Below are 13,088 nucleotides of genomic sequence, written 5' to 3'. Positions count from 1 at the left end.
CCGCCTGCCCCATCTGCCACGGGGCGGGCTCGGGCAAAACCCGCGCAGAGTCACCCACGCGACGATGGCGGCGCGGGCGTGCGGCCTACAGTGTTCGCCCATGAACACTGCCGCTCCCACCCTCACCTGCTTTTCCCTGACCACCACCGGCCATGTGGCCCACCTGGTGATGAACCGGCCCGAGGCCATGAACACCATGCACCCGACGTTCTGGCGCGAGCTGGACGCGGTGCTGGTGCACCTGCACCAGGCCGGCGAGGCGCGCGCGCTGGTCATCAGCAGCACCGGCAGGCATTTCAGCGCGGGCATGGCGCTCGAGACCTTCGGCGGCGCCATCACCATGGACGACCAGAGCCCCGAAGGCCGCGCCGCCATCTTCGACCTGCTGACCGACATGCAGCACACCTTCACCCGCCTGGAAAACCTGCGCATCCCGGTGATCATGGCCATCCACGGCGGCTGCATCGGCGGCGCGGTGGACATGGTGACGGCGGCCTGCATCCGCTACGCCACGGCCGACGCGTTCTTCTGCATCCAGGAGATCAACATCGGCATGGTGGCCGACGTGGGCACCCTGCAGCGCCTGCCCAAGCTGGTGCCCATGGGCGTGGTCAAGGAACTGGCCTACACCGGCCGGCGCATGCCCGCACAGAAGGCACTGGGCTACGGCCTGGTCAACGAGGTCTTCGACACACAGGAGGCCATGCTGGCGGCCGCGCTGCAGTGCGCCCAGGAGATCGCCAGCAAGCCGCCCGTGGCCATCTGGGGCACCAAGCAGGCCGTGAACTATGCGCGCGACCACTCGGTGGAAGACAGCCTGCGCCAGATGGGCTGGCTGCAGGGCGCCATCTGGAGCAACCGGCATGTGCAGGAATCGGTCGCGGCCATGAAGCAAAAGCGTGCGGGCGACTTCCCTGCCCTCACCCCGCTGCAGCGGTTTTCAGAGCTGGGGTAGGGCTCTGCCTCAGCTGCGCTCGCTGCGCGCCATGTGGTGCTCCAGCCGGCGCAGCAAGGTGGTCAGCGCCAGCGTCATGCACCAGTAGGCCAGCGAGATGGCCAGGTACGGCTCCCAGTAGCGCGCATAGGCGCCGGCCACGGTGCGCGCGGCGTAGGCCATCTCGGCCAGCCCGATGGCCGACACCAGCGAGGTGTCCTTGAGCAGCGCGATCATGTTGTTGCCCAGCGGCGGCAGCATGCGCCGAAAGGCCTGGGGCAGCACCACGTAGCGCAGCACCTGCATGGGGGTCAGGCCCAGCGAGCGCCCCGCATCGGACTGGCCGCGCGAGATCGACTGGATGCCCGCGCGGAACACCTCCGAGATGTAGGCCGCCGAGTTGAGCGTGAGCGCCGCGATGCCCGAGATCAGCGCGCCATGCTCCTGCTTGAGCGTGCGCGCCAGGTCGCCATCCACCAGCAGGCCCGACACCGGGTGGATGAACAGCGGCATCACCGCGAAGTGCATGAGCAAAATCTGCACGAACAGCGGCGTGCCGCGGAAAAAGCTCACGTACACGGTTGACGGCCAGCGCAACAGAAAGCGGCACACCCAGTTCCACGGCGCATGGCGCGCCTGCGCCAGCCGCGCCAGGGCGAGCACCAGGCCCCAGCTGCCGCCCAGCAGCACGCAGACCACTGTCATGCACAGGGTCATCCACGCGCCCTTGAAGAACAGCTCGCGGTATTCCACCAGGATGTCTGGCCGGAACCAGCCAAACCACAATTCGGGTTGCTCCATGCTTCTCTCCTTCTACCCAGGGCGCACAGCGCGGCAACCCTTCGTCAGAAAACAAAAAAGCGGCCGCATGGCGGCCGCTGCAAGTGACTCAATCGAAACCGGCTCAGCGGCCCTTGTATTCTTTTGCGAACCACTTCTTGTAGATCTCGCCGTAGCTGCCATCGGCGCGCACGGCGGCCAGGCCGGCGTTGAGCTTTTCCTGCAAGGCCTTGTCGCCCTTCTTGACGACGATGCCGAAACCTTCTTCAGGGAAGGAAGGGTCTTCCACCGTCCTGAGCGCCGCATTCTGGCTCACGCGGTAGGCGATCACCCCGTTGTCGCCGATGGCCGCATCCACCCCGCCGCCGGCCAGCTCGGAGATGATGAGCGGCGTGCTCTCGAAGCGGCGGATGTTGGCATTCGTCTTGCCGAACTCGCGCGAGGCCACATCGTCGGCGGTGGAGGCATTGACCACCGCGATCTTCTTGCCGGCCAGGTCCTTGAGCGAGGCCACGGTGCTGCCCTTGGCCACGGCGATCAGTTGGTGCGCCGCGAAGTACGGGGCCGAGAAGTCGTAGCTCTGGCGGCGCTTGTCGTTGATGGTCACGCCGGAGATCACCAGGTCCACGTCGCCATTGTTGAGCGCCGCGAAGATGCCGCTCCAGGGCGTGTTCACGACCTTGATCTTGAAGTTCTGCTGCTTGGCGATGGCATTGATGATGTCGATGTCGAAGCCGACGATCTGCTTGTCCTTGTTCTCGAATGCGAACGGCGCGTAGGTCGCGCTGGAGGCCACGGTGAGCTCGCGGGCCTGCGCGTGGGCGGCCAGGGAAACACCGAACGAGGCGGCCAGGCCGAGGCCCAGGGTGGCAATGCGTCGAGAAATGGACATGGTGGGCCTTGGGAAAGTCGCGAAAATGGGCAGTATATCCACGCCCCGCGCGTGCCGGCATCAATATTCATAGCGGCCCACGCACTGTTCCTGGGCCTTGCGCGGGCCCCGTGGACAAAAGTCAGGCAGTTTTATGATGGGTGGAATGTCAGAGCCCTTTCCGACCCGAAAGATTCCACCATGAGCAACGCCAGCCTCCCCCCGCCCACCTACGCGGATGTTGTTTCTGCCGCACAGCGGCTCGCTGGCGTGGCCCACCGCACGCATGTGCTGCGCTCCAACATGGCCGACGCACTGCTGGGCACCCAAGTGTTCTTCAAGTGCGAAAACCAGCAGCGCACGGGTTCGTTCAAGTTCCGCGGGGCCTACAACACCCTCTCGCAGTTCAGCGACGAACAGCGCGAGCGCGGCGTGCTGGCCTTCTCTGCCGGCAACCATGCGCAGGCCATCGCCCTGTCGGCCCGGCTGCTGGACATGCCAGCCCTGATCGTGATGCCCGAGGACGCGCCCACGACCAAGATGGCCGCCACGCGCGAGTACGGTGCCCAAGTCGTCACCTACGATCGCTACACCGAGGACCGCGAGGCCATCAGCCAGAGGCTGGCCCAGGAGCGCGGCATGACACTGGTGCCGCCCTTCGATCACCCGCACGTGATCGCCGGCGAGGGCACGGCCGCCAAGGAATTCCTGGAGGAGGTGCCCGACCTGGACTACCTTTTCGTCTGCGTGGGCGGCGGCGGCCTGCTCGCCGGCAGCCTGCTGGCTGCCGAGGCCCTGGCGCCGAACTGCCGGGTGGTGGGCGTGGAGCCCGAAGCCGGCAATGACGGCCAGCAATCGCTGCGCAGCGGACAGCTGGTGCAGATCCCCACACCGCACACGATTGCGGACGGCGCACAGGCCCGATCGCTCGGGCAGATCCCCTTCCCCATCATCCAGCGCCTGGCGGACGACATCGTCACCGCCACCGACGAACAACTGGTCGAGGCCATGCGCTTCTTTGCCGAGCGCATGAAGCTGGTGGTGGAACCCACGGGCGCCCTGGCCTTTGCCGGTGCACGGCATGGCAGCGTGGACGTGCATGGCGCACGCGTGGGCATCATCATCAGCGGCGGGAATGTGGACATGGCGCGCTATGCGCGCTTTCTGGCAGACTAGGCCCGATCAAAAAACAATCGAGCACTACGCCATGAGCACCAGCAGCAACGTCACTGTCATCACCCACCCCCTCGTCCAGCACAAGCTCACGCTGATGCGCCGCAAGGATGCCAGCACCAACAGCTTTCGCCGCCTGCTGGGCGAGCTGAGCACGCTGATGGCCTACGAGGTCACACGCGACATGCCGCTGCAGGACATCGAGATCGAAACCCCGCTGGAGACCATGATCGGCCAGGTGATCGACGGCAAGAAGCTGGTGCTGGTCTCCATCCTGCGCGCGGGCAATGGTTTCCTGGACGGCATGCTCACCGTGGTGCCCGGCGCCCGCGTGGGCCACATCGGCCTGTACCGCGACCCGGCCACGCTGCAGCCGGTGGAGTACTACTTCAAGATGCCTTCCGAGATGGACGAGCGCGACATCATCGTGGTCGACCCCATGCTGGCCACCGGCAACTCGGCCGCCGCCTGCGTCGACCGGCTCAAGAAGCTCAACCCGCGCTCCATCAAGTTCGTGTGCCTGCTGGCCGCACCCGAAGGTGTGGCCACGCTGCAGAAGGCGCACCCCGACGTGCCGATCTTTACCGCCGCCATCGACCGCGAGCTCAACGACCATGGCTACATCCTGCCGGGCCTGGGCGATGCGGGCGACCGCATCTTCGGCACCAAGTAGGAGCAGCGAACAAAACTCTTCTGGCGTTGTTGCTGCGCCTTGTCGTACTAGCGTACTGCCTGCGGCTCAGCACCTAGCCAGAACCGCTTCGCTGAGCTTTGTTCGCCGCTCGCGCCACCGGAAGAATCTGCAAAGCCGCTGCGGGGATGCGATCCCTGCAGCGGCATTTTTTGCCCCATGCCGGTGCGAATTCTTACCATCTGGTGACTTTCTTCTGGCAGACTCCCTGGCGACGCCTGCGGCTGCATCACCGCAGGGCATCTGTTGGCACGCGACGCCAGCCGTCCATTGGCGTGCTAATTGCTTGAGACAACCCCAGATCCGATCGCCCATCCTCCATCCGAAGAAGGAATCACCCCATGACCTCACGCCGCATCTTCACCGGCCACCTGTTCTCCACCTCCCTGGCGCTGTCGGCCATGATCGGGCTGGCGCCCGGCGCCGCGATGGCCCAGGCCAAGACCAAGGTGGCGGCGATCTACACGGTGCCCTACGAGCAGCAATGGGTGAGCCGCATCCACAAGGCGCTCAAGGCGGCCGAGGCGCGCGGCGAGATCGAATACAAGTCCAGCGAGAACGTGACCAACGCCGACTACGAGCGCGTGATGCGCGAGTACGCCACCGGCGGCAACCAGCTCATCGTGGGCGAGGCCTTCGCCGTGGAAGCCGCCGCCCGCAAGGTGGCCAAGGACTTCCCCAAGACCTCCTTCCTGCTCGGCTCCTCGGGCAAGCCCCAGGCGCCCAACTTCAGCGTGTTCGACAACTACATCCAGGAGCCGGCCTACCTGTCGGGCATGGTGGCTGGCGGCATGACCAAGAGCAACAAGATCGGCATGGTGGGCGGCTTCCCCATCCCCGAGGTGAACCGGCTGATGCACGCCTTCATGGCCGGCGCCAAGGAAGTGAACCCCAAGGTGGAGTTCACCATCAGCTTCATCAACAGTTGGTTCGACCCACCAAAGGCAAAGGAAGCCACCTTCGCCATGATCGACAAGGGCGCCGACGTGCTCTACGCCGAGCGCTTCGGCGTGAGCGATGCCGCCAAGGAAAAGGGCAAGCTGGCCATCGGCAACGTGATCAACACGCAGGACAAGTACCCCGACACGGTGGTCGCGTCGGCCCTGTGGCACATGGAGCCCAGCATCGACCGCGCGCTCAAGCTGGTCAAGGAAGGCAAGTTCACGCCCGAGGACTACGGCCCGTACTCGATGATGAAGCACAAGGGCTCGGAGCTCGCGCCCCTGGGCACCTTCGAGAAGAAGGTGCCGGCCGACATCGTGGCCAAGGTCAAGGCCAAGGAAGCCGACATTCTGGCCGGCAAGTTCACCGTGAAGGTGGACGACAGCCAGCCCAAGTCCACGGCCAAGTAAGCTGCAGGCAGCGCCCCGGCGCACCGACCAGGGCCACCTACTTCACTGCGGTGGCCCTTTTCACTGGCATCGTCCATCGCTTACCCTGTTGCCCATGACTTTCATTGCACTGCTCTCCCGCCGCATCGCCCAACTGTTCGGCGCACTGGCCCTGGCCGGCGCCCTGGCAGGCTGCGCGTCCAGCCCCGCCCCGCAGGGTATCCGCCTAGACGCCACACCCCGCGTCGCGGTCATCTCGGCCTTTGCCCCCGAGCTCACGGTGCTGCTGCCCCAGGTGCAGCAACCGGTAAAGCACAGCGTCAACGGCGTGGAGTTCACCACAGGCACGCTGCAGGGCAAGCCCGTGGTGGTGTTCCTCTCGGGCATCAGCATGACCAATGCGGCCATGAACACGCAACTGGTGCTGGACCGTTTCAACGTCAGCCACATCGTCTTTTCGGGCATCGCCGGCGGCGTGAACCCGGGCCTGCACATCGGCGACGTGACCGTGCCCGCGCGCTGGGGCCAGTACATGGAATGGCTCATGGCGCGCGAAGACCAGCCCGGCCAATACACGGCCCCCGGCTGGATGCAGGCCGAGCTCACCCTGCCCGCCTTCGGCATGATGCACCCGCGCCCGGTGGAGGTGCGCTCGGCTGCCAACCCAAAGGTCACGCAGAAATTCTGGTTCGAGGCCGACCCGCGCATGCTGGCCGTGGCCAATGGCCTGGCCGCCGTGCCGCTGGAACACTGCCACGCCAGCCACTGCCTGAAAGAGCGCCCGCGCATGGTGGTGGGCGGCAACGGCGTGTCGGGCCAGGCCTTCGTGGACAACAAGGCCTTCCGCGAATATGCGTTCAAGACCTTCGAGGCGAATGTGCTCGACATGGAGACCGCCGCCACCGCCATGGTGGCGCACAGCAACGGCGTGCCCTACATCGCCTTTCGCTCGCTGAGCGACCTGGCGGGCGGCGGCGATGGCGCCAACGAGATGGACACCTTCATGCACCTCGCGGCGGCCAACTCGGCCAAGGTGCTGCAGGCCTTCCTGGCCGCCTGGAAGTAGCCCGATCCATGTCCATGGAGCCTGCTGAAACCGTTCTTCGCCTCACCGGCATCACCAAGCGCTTCGGCAAGCTGGTGGCCAATGATGGCATCGGCCTCACGCTGGTGCGCGGCGAAGTGCTGGCCCTGCTGGGCGAGAACGGCGCGGGCAAGTCCACGCTGATGTCCATTCTGTTCGGCCACTATGTGGCCGACGAGGGCAGCATCGAAGTCTTCGGCCAACCCCTGCCCCCAGGCCAGCCGCGCGCCGCCCTGGCCGCCGGCATCGGCATGGTGCACCAGCACTTCACCCTGGCCGACAACCTCACCGTGCTGGACAACGTGCTGCTGGGCAGCGAGCCGCTGTGGCAACCCTTCTCGCGCCGCGGCGCCGCGCGCGAAAAACTGCTCGCCGTGTCCGCCCGCTTCGGCCTGCCGGTGCAGCCGGATGCACGCGTGGGCAGCCTCTCGGTGGGCGAGCGCCAGCGGGTGGAGATCCTCAAGGCCCTGTACCGCGGCGCGCGCATCCTGATCCTGGACGAGCCCACCGCCGTGCTCACCCCGCAGGAGAGCGAGGCGCTGTTCCACACCCTGTCGCAGATGGTGGCGCAAGGCCTGTCCATCATCTTCATAAGCCACAAGCTGGCCGAGGTGCTGCGCGTCTCGCACCGCGTGGCCGTGCTGCGCCAGGGCAGGCTGGTGGCAGAGGCGCCCGCACAGGGCACCACCCAGGGCCAGCTCGCGCAGTGGATGGTGGGCCATGCCATCGAGGCCAGCGAACGCCGGCCCGCCAAAAGCGTGGGCGCACCGGTGTGCACACTGGCCGATGTGTCCACGGTCTCCACCGGCCGCGACCGGCTGCGGGGCGTGTCGCTTACCCTGAATGCCGGCGAGATCGTCGCCATCGCCGGGGTCTCAGGCAATGGCCAAGTGGCGCTGGCCGATGTGCTGTGCGGCGTGCGCGCCACCAGCGCCGGCCAGGTCACGCTGCTGGGTGCACCGCTGCAGGCCCGCCCCGCCTGGGTGGTGGACCAGGGCGTGGCCCGCATCCCCGAGGACCGCCACGGCGTGGGCGTGGTGGGCGACCTGCCGGTGTGGGAGAACGCCGTGTCCGAACGACTGCGCAGCCACTGGTTTGCCCACCCCTGGTTCAAGGCCTTCTGGGTCAAGCGCAGTGCCGCGCGGCAGCACGCCCAGCGCGTGGCCGAAACCTTCGACGTGCGCGGCGGCGGGCCCGATACCCCGGCGCGCTCGCTCTCGGGTGGCAACATGCAAAAGCTCATCCTGGGCCGCGCCCTGCTGCCGCCGTATGACGCCCGCCAGACCGCGCCGGTCCCGCGCCTCATCGTGGCGCACCAGCCCACCTGGGGCCTGGACATCGGCGCCGTCACCTTCGTGCAGCAGCAGCTCATCAACGCGCGCGACGGGGGTGCCGCCGTGCTGCTGATCTCGGACGACCTGGACGAAGTGCTGGCGCTGGGCGACCGCGTGGCCGTAATGCACGAGGGGCATTTGAGCGAGGCCCGGCCTGCCGATGCATGGACGCGCGAGGCCATCGGGCTGGCCATGGCCGGCTCTGCCCCCTGACCCTTTCCATCTGCCCATGAGACTCGAAAAACGCAACCACATCTCTCCAGCCGCCTACGTGGCCGCGCCGGTGGGCGCCGTGGTGTTCACCCTGCTCATCAGCGGCCTGCTGGTGCTGTGGGCCGGTGCGCCCGTGGGCCGCACCTACGGGCTGCTGGTGCAAGGCGCCTTCGGCTCGGTCTTTGCGCTGACCGAGACGCTGACGCGCGCCACGCCGCTCATCCTGACCGGGTTGGCGGCCGCCGTGGCCTTCCGTGCGCGGCTGTTCAACATCGGGGCCGAGGGGCAGCTGTACGCAGGGGCGCTGGCCGCCGTGGCCGTGGGCGGCCTGCATGGTGGCACGGGGCTGGAGTGGTCGCCTTGGCTCCTGTTCCCGCTGATGATGCTGGCGGCGGCCCTGGCAGGCGCCCTGCTGCTGCTGGGCCCGGCGTTGATGAAGTCGCGCCTGGGCGTGGACGAGGTGGTGACCACGCTGCTGCTCAATTTCATCGCCCTGCTGCTGGTCTCGGCCCTGCTCGATGGGCCCATGAAGGACCCGCTCTCCATGGGCTGGCCGCAGAGCGTGGCGCTGCAGGGCGACCTGGAACTGTCCAAGCTGGTGCCGCAGACGCGCCTGCACACGGGGCTGCTGTGGGCCATCGGGCTTGCGGTCATTCTCTGGGCGATCCTGCGGCGCACCGTGCCGGGCTTCGACATCCGCGCTGCGGGCGCCAATGCGCGGGCGGCGGCCTTTGCCGGCGTGCCCATCACCCGCACCGTCGTACTGGTCGCCCTGCTGTCGGGCGGCCTGGCCGGGCTGGCCGGCGCCATCGAGGTGGCAGGCCGCACCGGCTATGTCACGCTCGACATGTCGCCCGGCTATGGCTACAGCGGCATCGTGATCGCCATGCTGGCCGGTCTGCATCCGCTGGGTGTGATTGCCGCCGGGGTGTTCGTGGCCGGCGTGCTGGTGGGGGCCGACAGCATGAGCCGCGCGGTGGGCGTGCCCACCTACATTGCCGACGTGATCGTGGCCACCTCGCTGATCGCCGTCCTGGTCGCGACACTGCTCACGCAATACCGGGTGAAGTGGAAATGACCGAGCTGCTCGACATCCTGGCCAACCCGGCCTTCTGGATCGCCACCCTGCGCGTGGCCACGCCACTCATATTGGGCACGCTCGGTGTGCTGCTGTGCGAGCGTGCCGGCGTGCTCAACCTGGGCATCGAGGGCATCATGGTCGCAGGCGCCTTCACCGGCTGGCTCACGGTGTATGCCGGCTATGGCCTGTGGACAGGGGTGCTGGTGGCGGCGCTCACGGGCGCGGTGTTCGGGCTGCTGCATGCCTGGCTCACGGTGGGGCTGGCGCTGTCGCAGCATGTCTCGGGCCTGGGCATCACGCTGCTGGCCACGGCGCTGAGCTACTACGGCTACCGCGTGAGTTTTCCCAAGGTGAATACGCCACCCACCATTGAGCCTTTCGCCCCCATGGAATGGCTGGGTATACCCATCCTGTCTGCGCAGACGCCGCTCACACTGCTGGCGCTGGCCCTGGTGCCGCTGCTGGCCTGGGTGCTCATGCGCACGCCGCTGGGCCTGGCCGTGCGCATGGTGGGCGAGAACCCGCAGGCGGCCGAAGGCCAGGGCCTGTCGGTCGCGGCCACGCGCACGGGCGCCATCGTGGCGGGCTCGGCCCTGATGGGGGTTGCGGGCTCGTTCCTCACGCTGTCGGCGTTCAACGCCTTCTTCTTCAACATGGTCAACGGGCGCGGCTGGATCTGCGTGGCACTGGTGGTGTTCGCCTCGTGGCGGCCCGGCAAGGCGCTGCTGGGCGCCCTGCTGTTCGCCTTTTTCGATGCATTGCAGTTGCGCCTGCAGCAGGCCGGCGATGCCTGGTTGCCCTACCAGTTCTACCTGATGCTGCCCTACCTGCTGTCCATCCTGGCGCTGGTGCTGGTGGCCCGCAAGGCGGCGTATCCGCAGGCGCTGATGAAGCCCTATCGCAAGGGTGAGCGGTGAGCATGGCCCTGTGGCTGGCAGCCCTGGCGCTGGCCTGCAGCGGACCGGTGCATGCCCTGGGGATGGATGTACCCTACGAGCGCTTTGCCACGGCCGACGCGGTGGACTGGGTGCAGGTCTGCGGCCAATGGCCCACACGCAAGAACGAAGGTGTCTACCGCATCGTGCATGGCTCGCAGCACGCGCAGTCCTTCCTCTACCTGCAGTGGATGCAGCGCAGCGACGATGGCAGCCTGCAGCCGGTGCACACCCAGGGCATCGGCGAGATCAGCAACGACCATGCGGAAATCACCCTGACCCGCCTCGCCTGCCGCGCCACGCGCAGCGGCATCCGCATCACGGCGCAGGCAAGCTCGGGGCACGAAGATGCCCTGCGCAGCATCACCATCGAGGCCGGCCACCGGCCCGGGGTGTACCGCTACATGGCGAGCCCCAGGCGCTGACATCAATCCCCTGGCGGCCCCATGGGCGTGCACAACTCCACCAGCGTCTCGTTGATGTCGGCCACATAGGCCACCGTCTGGCCCCAGGGCATCTGCTCGGGGGCCTGCACCAAGCGGGCCCCGGCTGCCACGGCACGCTCCACCGCTGCAGCCACGTCTGCAGTGGTGAAGGCGATCTCGAAGCTCGGCGCGCTGGCCGATGCGCGCTGCGGGTTCTTGCCCAGCTCGGCCATGAGCTTGAGCGATGAGAACGCCAGCGCCGTGGCGCCGGTCTCCAGTTCGCCGAAGTCGCCCGCCTCATGGAGGAAACGGCGCGTGAAGCCAAAGGCCGCCTCGTAGAAGGCGATGGTCCTGGGTACGTCTTCGACGTAGAGAATGGTGTAGCCGAACTGCATGGAAGGTCTCCGCAAACCTGGAAAAAATCGGGAATCAGCACCCGCCCGGGGGCCGGTCTGGCGAAGCCGCAGTGCCACACCCGGAAAAGGAAAAGCGCTGTGGCGCCGATCCACGACACAATAGCAGCCAAGCACTGCACCCCGACGAACAACGCCTTTTTCCCTACCGCCATGCTCGACCTGCTGATCCACAACGCCACCCTGCCCGACGGCCGTACCCACATGTCCGTGGCCGTGCAGGACGGCCGCATCACCGAAGTGACCGAGGGCCTCACAGCCCCCGCGCACGAAACGGTAGACGCCGGCGGCCTGCTGCTCAGCCCGCCGTTCGTGGATGCGCATTTCCACATGGATTCCACGCTGAGTTACGGCCAGCCGCGCGTGAACCAGAGCGGCACCCTGCTCGAAGGCATTGCGCTGTGGGGCGAGCTGAAACCCCAGCTCACGCACGAGGCCATCGTGCAGCGCGCGCTGCAGTACTGCGACTGGGCCGTGGCCCAGGGGCTGCTGGCCATCCGCTCGCATGTGGACACCAGCGACCCGAGCCTTCTGCCGGTGCGTGCGCTGCTCGACGTGAAACAACGCGTGGCGCCCTACCTCAACCTGCAGCTGGTGGCCTTTCCGCAGGATGGCGTGCTTCGCTCCGCAGGCGGGCTCGACAATCTGAAACGCGCGCTCGACCTGGGCGTGGACGTGGTGGGCGGCATCCCGCACTTCGAGCGCACCATGGCCCAGGGGGCCGAGAGCGTGAAGATTCTGTGCGAACTGGCCGCCAGCCTGGGCAAGCGGGTGGACATGCACTGCGACGAGTCGGACGACCCGCTCTCGCGCCACGTGGAGACCCTGGCGCATGAGACCCATCGCCTGGGCCTGCACGGCCGCGTGGCGGGCTCGCACCTGACCTCCATGCACAGCATGGACAACTACTACGTGAGCAAGCTCATTCCGCTGATGGCCGAGGCGCAGCTGGGCGTGGTGGCCAACCCGCTGATCAACATCACCCTGCAGGGCCGCCACGACACCTACCCCAAGCGCCGCGGCATGACGCGCGTGCCCGAGCTGATGGCCGCCGGCCTCACCGTGGCCTTTGGGCACGACTGCGTGATGGACCCCTGGTACGGCGGCGGCAGCGCCGACATGCTCGAAGCCGCCCACATGGGCCTGCACGTGGCCCAGATGACCAGCCAGGCCGCCATGCGCCAGTGCTTCGAGGCGGTGACCACCAACCCGGCAAAACTGCTGGGCCTGGAAGGCTATGGGCTTGCCGCTGGCTGCCATGCCGACTTCGTGCTGCTGCATGCGCGCAACCCGGTCGAGGCCATCCGCCTGCGGTCTGCCCGCCTTGCGGTGTATCGGCGCGGCCAGAAGATCGCCAGCAGCCCCGCGCCCGTGGCCCGCCTGGCACTGCCCGGCAGGCCGGGCAGCGTGGGGTTTCTGGCGGAGTGATCAGCGCACGGGGCCTGCCAGGCTGAGCGTGACCACCCCGGCCACCACCAGCACCAGCCCGGCGAACCGCATGCCCGAGAGCGGCTCACCAAACAGCGCAACCCCCAGCAGCGCTGTCAACGCCAGTCCGCTGCCTGCCCACACCGCATAGGTGGTACCCATGCCGATGTGCTTCATGGCCAGTGACATCCACCATACCGCCAGCACATAGCAGACCCCGGCAACCACCGCAGGCGCCACGCGGGACAAGCCATCCGATTGCCTGAGCGCCACGGTACCAGCCACTTCAGAGGTGACACTGGCCGCCAGCAACAGCCAGGCCAGGGGTTTTGCTTCCAACAGATACGCCAACGCCATAGGCACTCCATATGCCCGCCAGCCGCTTGTACCGAGCG

General features: G+C 67.3%; 14 protein-coding genes. 10 read left to right on the top strand and 4 right to left on the bottom strand.

Annotated elements, in window-relative coordinates; all coding sequences use genetic code 11:
- The first annotated feature begins 100 nt into the window (after positions 1-100).
- The gene (locus ACSQ9E_RS10435; RefSeq protein ID WP_057203184.1) at positions 101-955 is read left to right on the top strand and encodes an enoyl-CoA hydratase-related protein; all 855 of its coding nucleotides are present in this window, start codon (positions 101-103) and stop codon (positions 953-955) included.
- A gap of 9 nt (positions 956-964) precedes the next feature.
- Here ACSQ9E_RS10435 and ACSQ9E_RS10430 read toward each other — a convergent pair whose 3' ends face one another.
- A complete protein-coding gene (locus ACSQ9E_RS10430) occupies positions 965-1,735 on the bottom strand; it encodes an amino acid ABC transporter permease (RefSeq protein WP_179680490.1) in 771 nt (256 codons plus the stop codon).
- Positions 1,736-1,838: 103 nt separating this feature from the next.
- A complete protein-coding gene (locus ACSQ9E_RS10425; RefSeq protein WP_436217695.1) occupies positions 1,839-2,606 on the bottom strand; it encodes a basic amino acid ABC transporter substrate-binding protein in 768 nt (255 codons plus the stop codon).
- Between the two features lie 180 nt (positions 2,607-2,786).
- Here ACSQ9E_RS10425 and ACSQ9E_RS10420 point away from each other — a divergent pair, with 180 nt between their 5' ends.
- From ACSQ9E_RS10420 to ACSQ9E_RS10385, 8 genes are all read left to right on the top strand, one after another.
- Positions 2,787-3,761: a threo-3-hydroxy-L-aspartate ammonia-lyase gene (locus tag ACSQ9E_RS10420; RefSeq protein ID WP_436217694.1), complete on the top strand. Its 975-nt coding sequence runs from the start codon at positions 2,787-2,789 to the stop codon at positions 3,759-3,761.
- Positions 3,762-3,792: 31 nt separating this feature from the next.
- A complete protein-coding gene (gene upp, locus ACSQ9E_RS10415) occupies positions 3,793-4,431 on the top strand; it encodes a uracil phosphoribosyltransferase (protein WP_436217693.1) in 639 nt (212 codons plus the stop codon).
- Between the two features lie 359 nt (positions 4,432-4,790).
- Positions 4,791-5,801 (top strand): BMP family protein, encoded by a 1,011-nt coding sequence (locus tag ACSQ9E_RS10410; RefSeq protein ID WP_436217692.1) that lies wholly within the window; start codon positions 4,791-4,793, stop codon positions 5,799-5,801.
- Positions 5,802-5,895: 94 nt separating this feature from the next.
- Complete coding sequence (locus tag ACSQ9E_RS10405; protein ID WP_436217691.1) at positions 5,896-6,846, top strand: 5'-methylthioadenosine/S-adenosylhomocysteine nucleosidase; 951 nt, start codon at positions 5,896-5,898, stop codon at positions 6,844-6,846.
- 14 nt (positions 6,847-6,860) lie between these two features.
- Positions 6,861-8,411 (top strand): ABC transporter ATP-binding protein, encoded by a 1,551-nt coding sequence (locus tag ACSQ9E_RS10400; RefSeq protein ID WP_436220208.1) that lies wholly within the window; start codon positions 6,861-6,863, stop codon positions 8,409-8,411.
- Between the two features lie 16 nt (positions 8,412-8,427).
- On the top strand, positions 8,428-9,489 hold the full coding sequence (locus ACSQ9E_RS10395) for an ABC transporter permease (RefSeq protein ID WP_179680497.1): 1,062 nt from the start codon (positions 8,428-8,430) through the stop codon (positions 9,487-9,489).
- On the top strand, positions 9,486-10,409 hold the full coding sequence (locus ACSQ9E_RS10390; RefSeq protein WP_436217690.1) for an ABC transporter permease: 924 nt from the start codon (positions 9,486-9,488) through the stop codon (positions 10,407-10,409). Before ACSQ9E_RS10395 ends, ACSQ9E_RS10390 begins: the two co-directional genes overlap by 4 nt.
- A gap of 2 nt (positions 10,410-10,411) precedes the next feature.
- Positions 10,412-10,852, top strand: a complete 441-nt coding sequence (locus ACSQ9E_RS10385; RefSeq protein ID WP_436217689.1) for a hypothetical protein — start codon at positions 10,412-10,414, stop codon at positions 10,850-10,852.
- Positions 10,853-10,854: 2 nt separating this feature from the next.
- On the opposite strand, the gene ACSQ9E_RS10380 is transcribed toward ACSQ9E_RS10385, so the two are convergent.
- On the bottom strand, positions 10,855-11,247 hold the full coding sequence (locus tag ACSQ9E_RS10380) for a VOC family protein (RefSeq protein ID WP_436217688.1): 393 nt from the start codon (positions 11,245-11,247) through the stop codon (positions 10,855-10,857).
- Between the two features lie 171 nt (positions 11,248-11,418).
- On the opposite strand from ACSQ9E_RS10380, the gene ACSQ9E_RS10375 reads away from it, so the two are divergent.
- Positions 11,419-12,693 (top strand): amidohydrolase family protein, encoded by a 1,275-nt coding sequence (locus ACSQ9E_RS10375; RefSeq protein WP_436217687.1) that lies wholly within the window; start codon positions 11,419-11,421, stop codon positions 12,691-12,693.
- Here the strand turns inward: ACSQ9E_RS10375 and ACSQ9E_RS10370 are convergent, their stop codons facing one another.
- Positions 12,694-13,032 (bottom strand): DMT family transporter, encoded by a 339-nt coding sequence (locus ACSQ9E_RS10370; RefSeq protein WP_436217686.1) that lies wholly within the window; start codon positions 13,030-13,032, stop codon positions 12,694-12,696.
- Between the last annotated feature and the right edge of the window lie 56 nt (positions 13,033-13,088).

This window comes from Acidovorax sp. LjRoot118 (genome assembly GCF_964253575.1).
In the GTDB taxonomy this organism is placed as follows: Bacteria; Pseudomonadota; Gammaproteobacteria; order Burkholderiales; family Burkholderiaceae_C; genus Acidovorax.
The sequence above is the reverse complement of the archived record's forward strand: the minus strand, read 5'-3'. Positions and strand labels throughout refer to the sequence as shown.